Raw genomic sequence first — 13,909 nt, forward strand, 5'->3', positions numbered from 1 at the left:
CGGCGCCGTCGCGCGAGGCTTGCCGCGCGCCGGCCTGGATTCATCCGGCACGGCGCCGGCCGATGGCATCGTCCACGGCGGGCGACGCGGCGGCAAGCGGTATCGGCGGTCGAGGCAGTATCAGCGGTAGCGGCAAGGCCGGCTTTCCCGAGGCGGGAATGACGGCCGCGTTTCGATGGAAAGGATCAAGCAAACTGCGATCGCAGATTCGCGCGATCGTCGGCATGCAGCAGGCGAAGTGAAGACGTGTCCATGACGTCGCGACGTGATCGAGGGCAGCGCAGCCGCTCTCGGACGTCGCAGCTTACCGAGAGAGAGCGTTCGCATGACTGTCCTGACGGAAACCCGGATGCAGCAACCGGCCGAGGCCCGGCGAGGTCCGCCGGCACCGGCGCGGCCCAACGCGCGAGGTGGGCGCCGTGCGTGAGATCGACCAGCAGAACTATTTCGCCGTGTTCGACGAACTCGAGCGCGCGTCGGACCGCACCGCGCTGCGCAAGATCGTGACGCGGCTGATCCGGCCGCTGGGCGGCGAGCGCTTCGCGTTCCTGCTGATGCCGGCCGAGGGCGCCGCGCATCCGCGGCTCGACGACGACGCGGTGCTGACCGACGCGGCGCCGGGCTGGCTCAGCGGTTACCGCGAGCGGCGCTGGTTCGACGCGGACCCCGGCATCGCCTACGCGCGCCGCACCTCCACGCCCACCACGGCCGGCTCGATCGCGCCGCAGACCGACGGCCAGCTCGCGCTGCGCACGCACGACGCCGCGCACGGCTTCGGCGCGAAGCTGATCGCGCCGGCCCATCTGCCGACGCTGAACCTGGGCGGCGTGCTCTACGTGGGCAGCGCCGCGCCCGCGCGCGAGGCCGAGCCCGCGCTGCACGCGAAGCGGATGTTCTTCCGGCTGATCGCGAACGAACTGCTGGACTGGCACGCGGGGCAGATCCGCCGCGACGCGGCGCGTTCGCTGGCGCTGACCGAGCGTGAAACGGGCATCCTGCGGCTGCTGCGCAGCGGCTATACCGCCCACAACATCGCCAAGGAGTTGAGCGTCGCGGTACCGACGGTCTACGGCTATTACAAACGGCTCAACGAAAAATTTTCTGTAAATCACATTTCGCTGACGGTAAAGCGGGCTGCCACCCTGGGTTTGCTGGATCAATAAATGATTCACTTAAAACATGTGCGTCACGGAATCTTTTTTCATCGATAAAAGGCTATCAGACAGCACTGATATTTAATATAGTGACTGGAAAATTCGGGTGTTACGATACGGGCGCACGGGCGGAGTGCGCCGGCCGGCAAGGCCGTGCCGGCCCTGGCGGGGCGGACGGTGCCGGCGCCGGTCGCGGCACTCGTGAAGTAATCCGTTATTTTTTTTCGATAACCGGATGCCGGCCATGCCGGCGCGGCGGCTGGCGCCAGGCCGATCGAATCGCGGTCAATCACGGAATACGGTTGATTTTGTGTTCGGCATAAATGCCCGAATGAATTGCACGCGAAGCCGAACATAATTGACGATATCGATTTATTGCCGCAGCGCGGCGCGAGGTGGTCCGCCGGTATCACGGCGGCGTGCGCGGCGCGGGGCCGGGTCACCATCGGGAGAGCCATGGAACGTCCATTCAGTCAGGAGCACCGGAGCTTCGCCGTGACGGTCGAGAAATGCTGTCTGGCCGCGAGCGCGCTGCTTGTCGCCTGTGCCGTCGCGCTGGCGATCCTCGGCGGCTGCACGCCGGACGACGCCGGCATGCATCAGGGCGCCGTCGCGCGCGGCGATCTGCTGGCCGGTGCGGCCAGGCACGCCGCGCGGCCGCCGCCGGCCGCGCCGGGTGCGCCGTGGCGGCATGGCTGAGGCGGGCGCGGGCAAAACGGTGGAGAGGGCGTGATCGAAGGACGGGCGCGGGATCGATGGAGCGGGCAGGACGGCTGCGGCGGCGCCGTTCGCCGTGGTGGCACGGCGATGTAGCGCCCGCGATTGGGACTTAAGGAGCGAGACCAGATGAACGTGCGGCAGGAGACGCGGACGGCATACGTGGGCGAGGTACACGGCATGCCGCCGGGCAGGATGACGAAGGACGAGATGCGCATCGACGTGCTGTCCGGCCGGATTCACGCGCAGGAGGCGCTGCTCAAGGCGCTGATGGAGATCTGTCCGGACAAGGACGGGCTGCTGCGCCGCCTCGAGGCCGAAACGGCGAACATGAGCCTGTCGCTGCGCGAGAGCGACTGCTCGCTCCTGATGTACGCGGCCTTCATCGAGCATACCGCCGCGCTGCGCGAATGCATCGCCGCGCCGGTGGTGGGCGAGTGCCTGCACGGCGGCTGAGCGGCGCGCGTCTCACCACCTGAGATAGCCGGGCGCGAGCGCCGCGCCGATCGCGGTCGTCAGCACGATCGCCAGCGCGTACCAGATTCCCCAGAACGACAGCGACACGTCGGCGCCGTACAGCGAAAACACCAGCAGCCCCTGGGCGCCGGCCAGCAGGCCCGCGCCCGCGCCGGCCAGCGCGAGGCGCGTCGGCGCGAGCCCCTTGAGCGCGTGCATCGCCGCCGCCAGCGGCGGCAGCGAGAGCAGCACGAGGTTCGCGGCGGCCAGCCACCCGCTCGTGCCGAGCATCAGCTGCAGCCGGTAGCCGGGCGGCGTGGCGAGCAGCACGCCGCCGCCCGCCAGCAGCATCGTCAACACCGGCAGCGCCGCCGCGATCCATGCCATGCGCACCGGCGCGCCGGGCCGCCCGAGCCGCTCGGTCAGCTTCATCGCCGCGACGATGAGGCTGAGCGGGAACGCGAGACGCGCCCAGAACCGCGTGGTCAGGATCACCTCCGGCATGTCGCTGCGGATGCCGTACAGCCCGACCAGCAGCGCGACGCTGCCGGCGAAGCCGGTCAGCAGCGCGCGCTCGATGCGGCGCGCGACGGCACCGGGCTCGACCGGCCGCAGGTCGGCCGCGAGCCGCGTGACGAGATCGCGCGTCTTCATCGTGGAGCCAGGGCCGCGGCGCCGCCGGCCGATCGATGCGGGCCGTGAAGCGCGTCCCGAAGGTCGCTTCGACCGCCTCGATCACGTCGACCATTCCGAACCTCGGGCGCGCGCACGACGTGCCGGTTCACGCGCGCGGCGAGCGATCGCCGAGCAGGCTGTCGAGCGAGATCCGGCCCGGCCCCCAGGCGGCGATGCCGAGCGCCATCGCGGCCCAGGTCAGATGGACCGGCCAGCCGTCGGGCACCGTCAGCTCCACCACGCAGGTCATCAGCAGCAGGCCGATCGCGGCGAACCGCGTGCCGAGGCCGAGCACCAGCAGCACCGGAAACCCCACCTCGCCGCAGCCCGACAGGAACGCGAACAGCGCCGGCATCGGGAACGGGTAGGGGCCGCCGGGCAGGTGCAGCTGGAACTCGCTCGTGAACAGCTGGATCGCCGTGTCGCTCAACTGGAAGACGCCGCTCCATTTGAGCACGCCCGATTTCCAGAACGGCACCGCGAGCGCGAGCCGCAGCGCGAGTTGCGCGAGCCACGGCTGCGCGAACCATTCGACGGCCAGCCGCGCGCGGCGGACCAGTTCGGGGAGGCCGCCGGACAGCGGCCGGGAAGGCATGCGAGGGGCTGACATGTCGATCAGTCTCCGAGGTGAACGGCGCTGAACACGCCGGTGTCGATCATCGCGGCGAGATTGGCCGGCAGATCGAACGAGGGGGTGGCATCGAGCGCGATCGCGACGGCCTCGCCGAGCGGGGCGCCGTCGATCAGGGCGGTGAGGAACGCGGCGCCGCCGGGCGCGAGGCGCGAGACGATCACGTCGAGATCGGGCCGCGTGACGAGCGCGTCCTCGGCGTCGCCGCGGACGAGCGGCTCGACCGGGCCGTCCTGCTTGTTCATCGCGAAGATCGCGACGGCCGGGTACGGCGAGCGCACGATCCGCGTGGCCGGGTGCGCGGTGAACGTGACGTCGGCCAGCACCTCGGGCGCGATCGACGCGAACGCGTCGGCCGCGAGCACCGGCAGGTCGGCCGCGTGATAGGCGTCGAGCCAGGCGCGCTCGATGCGTGCCGTGTCGGCGAGCCACGGCATCTCGCGCGCGTACTCGTAGCGCGCGATGAACTCGGGGAACGCACGGCCGTATTCGAACAGCAGCGGCGAGACGGGCGGCGTCTCGCGCAGATGGAAGCGCGCCATCGCGCGGAAGAATTCCACGCCGGTGATGCGCTGCACGGCCGGGTAGATCGCGGCCAGCGCGTCGATCAGGCTGACCGTGACGTTGTTGCGATAGACGTTGTAGCGCGTCACGACGCCCTTGCCGCCGTGCGCGACGACCCCGGGCGGCGCGGCCAGTTCGGGATTCACGAGGCCGGAAGAGAACGCCGATGCATAGTGATCCGAATCAATCTCAACTGACATGATCGGGCGCCTCCGCGGGTGTCTGCGTTCGTGCCGATGTCCGTGCCCGCGCCGCGGCCGACAGGCGCCGCCGCGCTTCCAGCGCCTCGCCGCGCAGCGTCGGCCAGTCGGGCAGCGCGCTGTCCCATTCGATCAGCGTCGGGAGCGGGCCGGTGCGCGCCAGCACGTCGTCATAGAGCTGCCAGACGGCGTCGGCCACGGCGCGATCGTGGCTGTCGATCAGGAGCGGCGCGCCTTCGTCGTCGTGCTGCGCGGTGTGGCCGGCCAGATGGATTTCGCCGACCCGGTCGAGCGGGAACGCGGCGAGATAGCGTGGCGCCGATTCGCCGTGATTGGTCGCCGAAACGAATACGTTGTTGATGTCGAGCAGCAGGCCGCAGCCGGTGCGGCGCGCGATGGCGGCGATGAATTCGGTCTCGCTCATCGTCGATGCCTCGAACGCGACGTAGGTGGAAGGATTCTCCAGCAGCAGGGTCCGGCCGATCGCCGTCTGCACCTGGTCGACGTGTTCGCAGACGCGGTCGAGCGTGGCCTTCGTGTAGGGCAGCGGCAGCAGGTCGTTGAAGTATGCGCCGTCGTGCGTGGACCAGGCCAGGTGCTCGGAGACGAGCGCCGGCTGGTAGCGCGCGACGAGGCGGGCAAAGCGGGCGAGATGGTCGCGATCAAGCGGAGCCGGGCCGCCGATCGACAGGCAGACGCCATGCACGGAAAGCGGATACGCCTCGCGGATCGCCGTGAGCGAGCGATGCGGCGGGCCGCCCGCGCCCATGTAGTTTTCCGCGTGGACTTCGAAGAAACCGCCGGCAAGGCCGTCGTCGAGGATCTCGGCGAGGTGCTGTGGCTTGAAGCTGGTGCCGGCCAGCAGGCCGTGCGGGATGGCCGGCTGGAGACGACCGGGATCGTGGCCTGCCGGGCTGACGATGGTGTGTGCCATGGTCGTCTCCAGTGCCGTGCGCCGCTTACGACTTGATCGGCGTCAGCGAGCCGTGGCCGCCGTTCGGCACGGAGATGCTGGCGCACGTGCCGCCCTGGACGAACTTCCACGAGTTGCCCTGGAAATCGACCGTCGAGGTGCCCTGGCAGGTCGTGCCGGGACCTGCCGCGCAATCGTTCTGGCCTTTCAGCGCGACGCCGTAGCACTTCTCCTTGTGGGCGGCCAGCGCTGCGCTCGCCTCGGCTTGCGTCAGCGGCGCGGCGTGCGCGACCGACGCGAGCAGGCTGGCGACGGCGCCGACGATGAGGGCGGAATTGACCGATTTCTTTGCGGACATGGAGATTCTCCTGTAAGTGGACTGGACGGTACCCATGGTGGGTACGCTGGTTAGTTCGCCGGCCTTTCGATGCCGGTTACAGCCGGTCGTTTTTTTTCGTCGAAGGGTGGCCGATGCGGCCGAGGTGGCCGCTGCGCGTGGCGGCACGACAGTTCGGCCCGGCTGGCGGCGCGCGCGTCGATCGCGCTATGATCAGTCGAATGCCTGGTCCGGGTGCCGCCCGGCCGCGTGCCGGGCGGGGTGGCCGGCGCGGGCACCGGACGCTCGCCGCCGCGCGATGCCGACGGCGTTCGCGATGCCGGCGTGTCCCGTCTTTCCGTGTCATCCATTCGCGATCCCATGACTTTCCGAACGCGCCGCCCGATGTGGTGGCTCAAGATGCTGGCGAGCCTCGTCGTGCTCGTCGTCGTGCTGGCGGCCGCCGGCGCGTTCCTGTTCCTGCGCGCGAGCCTGCCGCAACTGGACGGCGAGATCCACGCGCCGGGCCTGGGCGCGCCGGTCACGGCCACCCGCGACGCGCTCGGCGTGCCGACCGTGACCGCGCGCGACCGCTTCGATCTCGCCTACGGCGTCGGCTATCTGCACGCGCAAGACCGCTTCTTCCAGATGGACTACCTGCGCCGCAGCGGTGCCGGCGAGCTGGCCGAGCTGGTGGGGCCGGTCGCGCTCGATTTCGATCGCTCGCACCGGCTGTTCCGGCTGCGCGCGCGCGCCGAGGCCACGCTCGCGCAACTGCCGCCCGACCAGCGCCGGCTGCTCGAGCGCTACACGCGGGGCGTCAACGACGGGCTCGCCGCGCTGGGCGCGCGGCCGTTCGAATACGTGCTGCTCGGCGCGCGGCCGATGCGCTGGCGGCCCGAGGATTCGCTGCTGGCGATCTGGGCGATGTACTTCGATCTGCAGGGCAACCTGCTGCCGCGCGCGATCGCGCGCAACTGGCTCGCCACCCACGCGAGCGCGGCGCAGGCTGCCTTCCTGCTGCCGGCCGCCTCGGCGCTCGACGCGCCGCTCGATGCACCCGCCATCAGCCTGCCCGCGCCGCCGCTGCCGGCCAGCGCGCCGGACGGCTTCCGCGCGCCGGCCGCGACCGGTGCCGACACGGCAAAGCAGCTTGCCGAGCTCGATGTCCGCTCGTCGATCGGCAGCAACAATTGGGTGATCGCGGGCGCGCGCAGCGCGAACGGCGCGGCGATCGTCGGCAACGACATGCATCTCGGCATCGCGCTGCCGAACACCTGGTATCGCGCGGCGCTGGTGACGGACGACGGCAGGCAGCCGGCGCGGCGCGTGGTGGGCGTGACGCTGGCCGGGGTGCCCGCGGTGGTGGTGGGCAGCAACGGCGAGGTGGCCTGGGGCTTCACCGACGGCTATGTCGACGGCCTCGACCTGGTGCCGGTCGAGCACGACGGCGGCGATCCGCTCGCGTTTCGCGTCGGCGGCCGGGCCGAGACGGCGCGGCGCTACGACGAAGTGATCCGCGTCCACGGCGCCGCGTCCGTCACGCTGCCGGTGACCGAGACCTCGCTCGGGCCGGTGCGCGAACTCGACGGGCGGCCCTATGCGATCCACTGGATCGCGCAGGCGCCCGGCGCGGTGAACCTCGAACTCACGCGGATGGCCGACGCCGCGAATCTCGACCAGGCGCTGCGCGTGGCGAACGAATCGGGCATCCCGGCCGAGAACGTGGTGGTGGGCGACCGCGCGGGCCATATCGGCTGGTCGATCGCCGGCCCGCTGCCGGACCGCCGCGCGATCACCGGTGCGGCCGATGCCGGCGCCTGGCGGGCGGCGCTGCCGCCCGAGGCCGTGCCGCGCGTGGTCGATCCGGCGGCCGGGCAGCTCTGGACCGCCAACAACCGGCAGCTGGCCGGCGCGGCCTACCGGCTGATCGGCGACGGCGGCGCGGACAACGGCGCGCGCGCGGGCCAGCTGCGCGACGATCTCGCCGCGCTTGGCCACACCGACGAACAGGCCGCCTACCGCGTCGATCTCGACGATCGCGCGCGCTTCATCGCGCCGTGGCGCGAGCGCGCGCTGCGCGTGCTCGACGACGCGGCGCTGGCCGGCCACCCGCAGCGCGCCGCGTTTCGCCGGCTGCTGACGCAGAGCTGGGACGGGCGGGCCAGCGTGGATTCGGTCGGCTACCGGCTCGCGCGCGGCTTCCTCTACACGCTGGCCGACGACGTGTTCGGCGGGCTGAACGCCCGGATCAGGCGCGACGACGCCGAGGCCGCCTACCAGCTCGCCAATCCGCGCTGGGCCGTGGTGCTGGAGCGGCTGCTCGACGCGCAGCCGGCCGGCTGGCTGCCGGCCGGCGCCGCGAACTGGCGCGACGTGCAACTCGCCGCGATCGACCGGACCATCGCCGACGTCACGCGCGATGGCACGCCGCTCGACCAGGCCACCTGGGGCCGGCGCAACACGCTGCGCATCGTGCATCCGTTCGCGGCCAGCGTGCCGCTGCTTGGCCGCTGGCTGGAGGCGCCCGCCGACGAGGTGCCCGGCGACGTCGGCATGCCGCGCGTGGCAGGGCCGAATTTCGGCCAGTCCGAGCGGATGGTGGTGGCGCCGGGGCACGAGGCGCAGGGGATCTTCAACATGCCGGGCGGCCAGAGCGGGCATCCGTTGAGCCCGTTCTTCCTGGCCGGGCACGAGGCCTGGGTAAGGGGCGAGGCGCGGCCGTTCCTGCCCGGCCAGACGCGGCATACGCTGCGCTTCGCGCCGTAGACGAGGTGATGGGCGGCGGGAGTGGCGCGGCGTGCCGGCTCCGCTGCCGTTCGCCCGGACCCGCGCCGTCGAAGTCGGGTTCATGCACGACGATCGAGCCAGCGAGCGATGCCATCTGCGCACGCCGGCCGCGTTACGTTCAACCGTGCCGCGTGGCGAGGCACGGCGCCTGGAACATGCGCCCGACCGTGAAGCCGTGCAGCGTGCGGCCCAGCACCAGCAGCCAGAGCATGCCGAGCAGGCTCGCGAACACGACGCCGGCCTCGGTGAACGTGCCGAACCCCGTCACGCGCGCGAGGTTGAACGTGGCCAGCGTGTAGACGCCGATCGGAAACGTGAAGCCCCACCAGCCGAGATTGAACGGCAGCCCCTCGCGGCGATAGCGCCACATGAACAGCGCCGCGCAGGCGAGCCACCAGAGGCCCGCGCCCCACAGCAGCAGCGCGCCGAACACGCCGAAATCGCGGGCGAGCAGCGCGGCCGGCTGCAGCGCGGTGCCGGCGAACGCGCGCGCGGCGGCCTCGCCGAGCGTGATCAGGCCGAGCGCGCCGGTGCCGATCGGGCCGAGCGTGAGCCAGCTCGTCACGCCGAGTTCGCGATGCGGCAGCTTGTGGATCACCAGCCGGAACAGCACGATCGTCAGGATCGAGAACGCGAGCGGCACCGAGATCGCCCACAGCAGATAGCCGACACCGACCACCACCTGTGCGCTGGCCGCCGGCAGATGCGGGGCGAGCAGCGCGGCGCTGGCCGCGGCCACCTCGGGCGCCACGATCGGCAGCAGCAGCGCGGCGGTCAGGCGCTCGACACTGTGTTCCTGCACCGTGAATGCCAGATACGGCACGCCGATCGCGACCATGATCGACAGCAGCGCATCGAACGCCCACAGCGCGAGCGCGACCGACGTCGCCGCGTTGCCGTCGTGCGCGCCGGCGAACAGCACGATGCCGTTGACGATCGGCGCGAGTCCCATCGGGATCGCGCCGAGGAACATCGACTGCAGCGGGTGGTGCAGCAGCGGCCGCACCGTGTCGCCGAACAGCACGAGGCGGCCGACGAACATCGCCGCGAACAGCGCGTAGAGCACGATGTCGAGGCGCCAGAGCCAGCCGGCCAGCAGCGTCTTGAGCGGTGACGCACCGGGCAGCGCGTTGAGCACCAGGCAGACGACGCCGGTGCCCATCGTGACCGCGAACCAGTTCGGCGTGAACTGGCGGACGTTTTCGAGCCAGGCCGGCCGGCGGCGACGGCGGGAGCGGGCGAGGGTGGGGGAGGTCATGACGGTCTCCGTCTGGTTCGGGATGAAGGCAGTCTACGAAGCGCCGTGCGATAGGAAAAATACATAATTGAGATTGCAGGCATGCTTTATTGGTATGCTTCGCGAACCGGCGCCCACGCCGGCTTTTCACGGCTTTCCTCACACCGCCCTCGCGTGGCGGGAATAAGCGGCGCGAAACCGTGTTCGCCTGCTCGGGGCACGCCGCCCCGAACCGTCACGATCGGACCGGCCCGATGAATTTCACGCACCTGTTGGCTTTCCACGAAGTCGCTCGCGCCGGCAGCGTGAGCGCCGGCGCCGCGCGGCTGCGCGTGAGCCAGCCGGCCGTCACGCGCGAGATCCGCGAGCTGGAGGCGCGGCTCGGCCTCGTGCTGTTCGACCGGCTGCCGCGCGGCGTCGCGCTGACCGAGGCGGGGCGCCTGCTGTTCGACCATGCCGCGCGGATCTTCGCGCTCGCCGACGCGGCCGAGGCCGAGCTGGCCGAACTGGCCGGCCTCGCGGCCGGGCACCTGCGGCTCGGCGCGAGCGGCACGCTCGGCGTCTATCTGCTGCCGGAGCTGATCGCGCGCTTCAGCGCGCGGCATCCGCGCGTGGCGGTGGACCTGACCGTCGCCAACACCGAGCGCGTCGAGGCCGGCCTGCGCGACATGCATCTCGCGCTCGGCTTCGTCGAGGGGCCGTTCGACGCCGCGCTGCTGAACGCGCGGCCGATCGGCGCCGACGACATCGCCGTGATCGCCTCCGCGCGCCATCCGCTCGCGGGCCGGCGGCTCGACCCGGCCGAGCTGGCCGCGCGCGCCGTGATCCTGCGCGAGCCGGGCTCGGGCACGCGCGCGATCGTCGAGGACGCCTACGCGCGACACGGGCTGCGCATCGAGCCGCGCATGTCGATCAGCGATACCGAGGCGATCAAGCGGATGCTGGTGGCGCAGCCGGCGCTCGCCTACCTGTCGATGCTGAGCGTGCGTGACGAGATCGCGCGCGGCGAGCTGGTGGCCGTCGAGGTCGCGGGCCTGCGCATCACGCGCGCGCTGCACCTGGTCTGGCCGAAGGGCCGCTCGCTGTCGCCGAGCGCGCAGGCACTGGTGGATCTGGTGGCGCTGGCCGGGGCGCCTGCATCGTAGACCCGCCGGCGTAGACCTGCCGGCGCAGGCCCGGCGGCGCGTGCCGCGCCGGGCCGTCGATCATCGTTTTCGCTTCTCTTTCCTGCGTTTGCCCTCCCGCCGCGTGCGCCGTGCGCCGTCCGCCGTTTTCCAATCGATGTAACCAAAACCGCGTGGCCCGCGATCCGATGAAGGACGCGCGCGGCCGTTCGTGCCGCGCGCGTCGCGAAACCCTCGCGTCGATCCATCACCGCAGCGCATGACTCGGCTCGCAACCATGCCGCCAGGCGACTCGCGGCATGCGCCACGAAAAGTTTTCGATGCGATCCGGAATATTCGCCGCGAGATCTTGTTAGCACTTTTGACAGCCTGATCGGCGAAGCCTCCCGGCCTGTCGAGCGGAGAGAAATCACGCGATTGATCAGGATGTCGAATCGATTTTCATCACGGTCGGAAGACCGGGCAGCACCGCGAGCGGACGACTTACCGGCCGCCCGCGCCACCCCTACCAGGAGCACCATCATGAAGAAGCTGACCACCCTCGCCATCGCACTCTGCGCCCTGTCGGTTCCGGCACTGTCGTTCGCGCAATCGAGCGCGCCCGTCACGCGCGCGCAGGTCTACGCCGAACTCGTCGCGCTGGAGCAGGCCGGCTACGTGCCGTCCGGCGGCGAGAGCACCGATTACCCGGCCGCGCTGCAGGCCGCCGAGGCGAAGGTCTCGGCCGACCAGGCACAGCGCGCGGCGGCCGCGCACGGCGAGCGTTCGGCCTCGATGCCCGCGGCCGACTGCGTCGGTCCGGCCAGCTACTGCAACGTGTACTTCGGCAGCTGAGCGATGAGGCTCGCGTCGAACCCGTCCCCGGGCCGCCCCGGCCCGCGGATCCGACACCGCCACCCGAACCGCGCGCGAGGCCGCTCATGACCCGCATCCTCACGATCGAACCCGACGCACCGCTCGCGCGCCGGATCGCCGCCTCGCTGGCGCGCGAGGCCCTGACGGTCGAGCATGCGGCCACGGCGCGCGAGGCGCTCCATCACGTGACGGGCGGCGACTACGCGCTCGTGACCGTGACCCATGACATCGCCGACATCGACGGCCCGACGCTCGTCGCGGCGATGCGCGCGACCGGCGTGGCGCTGCCGATCCTCGCGCTCGATCCGGACGGCAGCATCGAGCGCTGCGTGCGCATGCTGAAGGCCGGCGCCGACGACTATCAGCCGTTCCCGCTCGACTTCGACGAACTGGGCGCGCGCGTTCATGCGCTGCTGCGCCGTCGCGACCGGCCGCCGGCCGCGAGCACGCCCGAGGCCGCCGCGCAACTGCGGGCGCCGGGCATCATGCTGGACCGGATTCGCCGCATCGCATGCGTCGACGCGACGCTCGTGATGCTGCGCCCGACCGAGTTCCGCCTGCTCGAATTCCTGATGCTCAATCCTGATCGCGTCGTCACGCGGCGGATGATCCTCGAGGCGGTCTGGCAGCATCACTTCGATCCCGGCACGAACCTGATCGAAGTCCACGTCAAGCAGTTGCGCAAGAAGATTCACGACCCGGCGGGCAGGCGCTTCATTCGCACCGTGCGCCGCGCCGGCTATTACTTCTCGGGCGAGGCGGCGCCGGATCCACGCGAAGACGAGGCGCCGCGCCTGCATACTGAACAGGCGATACAGGGCGTAGCCGCGCGATGAGCGCGACAAGGTTGGCCGCGATGCGGGTGGCGTGAAGAAACCCGGCGCGCGCCGAGCGTTCTCAGATACCGTCGCCGGCCGGCGCGGCCGGCACCAGGTGCGAGGCCGACAGCTCGGCCACGTTGCGGCAGCCAAGCATCGCCAGCGTGCGATCGACCTCGTCGCGCAGGATCTCGAGCACGCGCGTCACGCCCGCCTCGCCGGCCGCGGCGAGCCCGTAGAGCGTCGCGCGCCCGAGCATCACCGCGTTCGCGCCGAGCGCGAGCGCCTTCACCACGTCGGAGCCGCGGCGGATGCCGCTATCCACCAGCAGCGTGCCGTGCGCCCCGCAGGCATGGCGCGCGGCGGCCAGCATGTCGAGCGGGGCAACCGCGTCGTCGAGCTGGCGCGCGCCGTGGTTCGAGAGGATCACGCCGTCGGCGCCCACCTCGAGGCAGGCCAGCGCGTCCCCGGCGTCGAGGATGCCCTTCACGAGCAGCCGGTGCGGCCAGCGCTCGCGCAGCCTGCGCAGGTCGTTCCAGTTGAAGCTCGCGTCCATCTGGCGGCGCAGCAGCGCCGTCTTCACCTCGATGCTCGCGTTGTCGTCGGCGCCCACGTTGGCGAGCGTCGGCACGCCGCCGCCGCGCAACAGCGCGCACGACCAGCGCGGATGCAGGAGCCCGTCGAGCAGCACGCCCGGCGTGTAGCGCAGCGGCAGCGCGAAGCCGTTGCGCAGGTCGCGCTCGCGCTTGCCGTTGAGCGGCACGTCCACCGTTATCACCAGCGTGCGATAGCCGGCGCGCGCGGCGCGCTGCACGAGGCTGTCGGCCAGTTCGCGATGCATCACGTAGAGCTGGAACCACAGCTCGCCGCCCGCTTCGCCCGCGAGCCGTTCGAGCGAGACGTTCGAGGCCGTGGACAGCGCGAACGGAATGCCGGCGCGCTGCGCGGCGCGGGCCAGCGCGAGGTCGCCGTCGGGGTGGATCAGGCCGTTGAGCCCGGTGGGCGCGATCACGAACGGCGCCGCGATGCGCGTGCCGAGCAGCGTGGTGGCGAGCTCGCGCGTGCTGACATCGGCGAGCCGCCGCGGCACGAACGCGAGTCGCTCGAACGCGGCGCGATTGCGGCGCAGCCCGCTCTCGTCCTCGGCGCCGCCGTCCAGATAGTCGAACACGCGGCGCGGCAGCCGGCGGCGCGCCAGCGTACGGAAATCGTCGACGTTGATCGGAGGAGGCATGGCGTGGATACCGGTGGGACGATCGGGCTCGGGTGACGCGCGGCAGCGGATCGGACCCGGGCCGCCAGGAGCGCACGAGTGTATACGTACCCGCACGCGCCGATGCACGCCAATGCGAAACAGTGGCGAATTTTGTAGATGATTAGTTCGCGTGTACAGGCGCCGCGTCGCATCGCGGGGCGCACGCGATGCGAGTCGGTGCAACCATCGGCGCGTCGTCGGGCG

At 71.2% G+C, this 13,909-nt stretch carries 16 protein-coding genes; 8 read left to right on the forward strand and 8 right to left on the reverse strand.

Translation table 11 applies throughout. The features are described from left to right. Positions 1-62 precede the first annotated feature (62 nt). Positions 63-242 carry a hypothetical protein gene (locus bpln_RS35160; protein ID WP_148653953.1) on the forward strand — a complete coding sequence of 60 codons (180 nt, stop codon included), beginning with the start codon at positions 63-65 and terminating at the stop codon, positions 240-242. Positions 243-419: 177 nt separating this feature from the next. Further along, on the forward strand, positions 420-1,163 hold the full coding sequence (locus bpln_RS07085) for a helix-turn-helix transcriptional regulator (protein WP_226993617.1): 744 nt from the start codon (positions 420-422) through the stop codon (positions 1,161-1,163). Positions 1,164-1,201: 38 nt separating this feature from the next. On the opposite strand, the gene bpln_RS35165 is transcribed toward bpln_RS07085, so the two are convergent. Continuing rightward, entirely contained in the window at positions 1,202-1,612 is a 411-nt protein-coding gene (locus tag bpln_RS35165; protein WP_148653954.1) for a hypothetical protein, read from the reverse strand. Here bpln_RS35165 and bpln_RS07090 point away from each other — a divergent pair. Then, complete coding sequence (locus bpln_RS07090; RefSeq protein ID WP_123863457.1) at positions 1,611-1,853, forward strand: hypothetical protein; 243 nt, start codon at positions 1,611-1,613, stop codon at positions 1,851-1,853. The genes bpln_RS35165 and bpln_RS07090 overlap by 2 nt on opposite strands. 147 nt (positions 1,854-2,000) lie before the next feature. Further along, entirely contained in the window at positions 2,001-2,327 is a 327-nt protein-coding gene (locus tag bpln_RS07095) for a hypothetical protein (RefSeq protein ID WP_042624583.1), read from the forward strand. 12 nt (positions 2,328-2,339) lie between these two features. On the opposite strand, the gene bpln_RS07100 is transcribed toward bpln_RS07095, so the two are convergent. From bpln_RS07100 to bpln_RS07120, 5 genes are all read right to left on the reverse strand, one after another. Further along, positions 2,340-2,981, reverse strand: a complete 642-nt coding sequence (locus bpln_RS07100; RefSeq protein WP_042624584.1) for a DUF1109 domain-containing protein — start codon at positions 2,979-2,981, stop codon at positions 2,340-2,342. Positions 2,982-3,108: 127 nt separating this feature from the next. Continuing rightward, on the reverse strand, positions 3,109-3,612 hold the full coding sequence (locus tag bpln_RS07105; protein WP_042624585.1) for a DoxX family protein: 504 nt from the start codon (positions 3,610-3,612) through the stop codon (positions 3,109-3,111). Between the two features lie 5 nt (positions 3,613-3,617). Next, positions 3,618-4,397, reverse strand: a complete 780-nt coding sequence (locus tag bpln_RS07110; RefSeq protein ID WP_055138434.1) for an HvfC/BufC N-terminal domain-containing protein — start codon at positions 4,395-4,397, stop codon at positions 3,618-3,620. Next, complete coding sequence (gene bufB, locus bpln_RS07115) at positions 4,387-5,331, reverse strand: MNIO family bufferin maturase (protein WP_082465219.1); 945 nt, start codon at positions 5,329-5,331, stop codon at positions 4,387-4,389. Before bufB ends, bpln_RS07110 begins: the two co-directional genes overlap by 11 nt. 25 nt (positions 5,332-5,356) lie before the next feature. Next, positions 5,357-5,668: a BufA1 family periplasmic bufferin-type metallophore gene (locus tag bpln_RS07120; protein WP_042624587.1), complete on the reverse strand. Its 312-nt coding sequence runs from the start codon at positions 5,666-5,668 to the stop codon at positions 5,357-5,359. 339 nt (positions 5,669-6,007) lie between these two features. Between bpln_RS07120 and bpln_RS07125 the strand changes: the two genes are divergently transcribed. Further along, complete coding sequence (locus tag bpln_RS07125; RefSeq protein ID WP_055138435.1) at positions 6,008-8,395, forward strand: penicillin acylase family protein; 2,388 nt, start codon at positions 6,008-6,010, stop codon at positions 8,393-8,395. A gap of 139 nt (positions 8,396-8,534) precedes the next feature. Here bpln_RS07125 and bpln_RS07130 read toward each other — a convergent pair whose 3' ends face one another. After that, positions 8,535-9,674: a TDT family transporter gene (locus bpln_RS07130; protein ID WP_055138436.1), complete on the reverse strand. Its 1,140-nt coding sequence runs from the start codon at positions 9,672-9,674 to the stop codon at positions 8,535-8,537. Between the two features lie 233 nt (positions 9,675-9,907). On the opposite strand from bpln_RS07130, the gene bpln_RS07135 reads away from it, so the two are divergent. From bpln_RS07135 to bpln_RS07145, 3 genes are all read left to right on the forward strand, one after another. Beyond that, positions 9,908-10,798, forward strand: coding sequence for a LysR family transcriptional regulator (locus bpln_RS07135; RefSeq protein ID WP_055138437.1), 891 nt, complete (start codon positions 9,908-9,910; stop codon positions 10,796-10,798). 501 nt (positions 10,799-11,299) lie between these two features. Next, positions 11,300-11,611: a DUF4148 domain-containing protein gene (locus bpln_RS07140; protein ID WP_055138438.1), complete on the forward strand. Its 312-nt coding sequence runs from the start codon at positions 11,300-11,302 to the stop codon at positions 11,609-11,611. An 86-nt stretch (positions 11,612-11,697) separates the two neighbouring features. After that, positions 11,698-12,468: a response regulator transcription factor gene (locus bpln_RS07145; protein WP_055138439.1), complete on the forward strand. Its 771-nt coding sequence runs from the start codon at positions 11,698-11,700 to the stop codon at positions 12,466-12,468. Positions 12,469-12,529: 61 nt separating this feature from the next. Here the strand turns inward: bpln_RS07145 and bpln_RS07150 are convergent, their stop codons facing one another. Continuing rightward, positions 12,530-13,684, reverse strand: coding sequence for an alpha-hydroxy-acid oxidizing protein (locus bpln_RS07150; protein ID WP_055138440.1), 1,155 nt, complete (start codon positions 13,682-13,684; stop codon positions 12,530-12,532). Between the last annotated feature and the right edge of the window lie 225 nt (positions 13,685-13,909).

Source organism: Burkholderia plantarii (assembly GCF_001411805.1).
Lineage (GTDB): Bacteria > Pseudomonadota > Gammaproteobacteria > Burkholderiales > Burkholderiaceae > Burkholderia > Burkholderia plantarii.

Excerpts from the sequence above, each read along its gene's own strand:
- bufB (WP_082465219.1), bottom strand. The coding sequence starts at position 5,331 with ATGGCACACACCATCGTCAGCCCGGCAGGCCACGATCCCGGTCGTCTC.
- bpln_RS07090 (WP_123863457.1), top strand. The coding sequence starts at position 1,611 with ATGGAACGTCCATTCAGTCAGGAGCACCGGAGCTTCGCCGTGACGGTC.
- bpln_RS07150 (WP_055138440.1), bottom strand. The coding sequence starts at position 13,684 with ATGCCTCCTCCGATCAACGTCGACGATTTCCGTACGCTGGCGCGCCGC.
- bpln_RS35160 (WP_148653953.1), top strand. The coding sequence starts at position 63 with ATGGCATCGTCCACGGCGGGCGACGCGGCGGCAAGCGGTATCGGCGGT.
- bpln_RS07145 (WP_055138439.1), top strand. The coding sequence starts at position 11,698 with ATGACCCGCATCCTCACGATCGAACCCGACGCACCGCTCGCGCGCCGG.
- bpln_RS07100 (WP_042624584.1), bottom strand. The coding sequence starts at position 2,981 with ATGAAGACGCGCGATCTCGTCACGCGGCTCGCGGCCGACCTGCGGCCG.
- bpln_RS35165 (WP_148653954.1), bottom strand. The coding sequence starts at position 1,612 with ATGGCTCTCCCGATGGTGACCCGGCCCCGCGCCGCGCACGCCGCCGTG.
- bpln_RS07125 (WP_055138435.1), top strand. The coding sequence starts at position 6,008 with ATGACTTTCCGAACGCGCCGCCCGATGTGGTGGCTCAAGATGCTGGCG.
- bpln_RS07110 (WP_055138434.1), bottom strand. The coding sequence starts at position 4,397 with ATGTCAGTTGAGATTGATTCGGATCACTATGCATCGGCGTTCTCTTCC.
- bpln_RS07140 (WP_055138438.1), top strand. The coding sequence starts at position 11,300 with ATGAAGAAGCTGACCACCCTCGCCATCGCACTCTGCGCCCTGTCGGTT.
- bpln_RS07120 (WP_042624587.1), bottom strand. The coding sequence starts at position 5,668 with ATGTCCGCAAAGAAATCGGTCAATTCCGCCCTCATCGTCGGCGCCGTC.
- bpln_RS07135 (WP_055138437.1), top strand. The coding sequence starts at position 9,908 with ATGAATTTCACGCACCTGTTGGCTTTCCACGAAGTCGCTCGCGCCGGC.
- bpln_RS07105 (WP_042624585.1), bottom strand. The coding sequence starts at position 3,612 with ATGTCAGCCCCTCGCATGCCTTCCCGGCCGCTGTCCGGCGGCCTCCCC.
- bpln_RS07095 (WP_042624583.1), top strand. The coding sequence starts at position 2,001 with ATGAACGTGCGGCAGGAGACGCGGACGGCATACGTGGGCGAGGTACAC.
- bpln_RS07130 (WP_055138436.1), bottom strand. The coding sequence starts at position 9,674 with ATGACCTCCCCCACCCTCGCCCGCTCCCGCCGTCGCCGCCGGCCGGCC.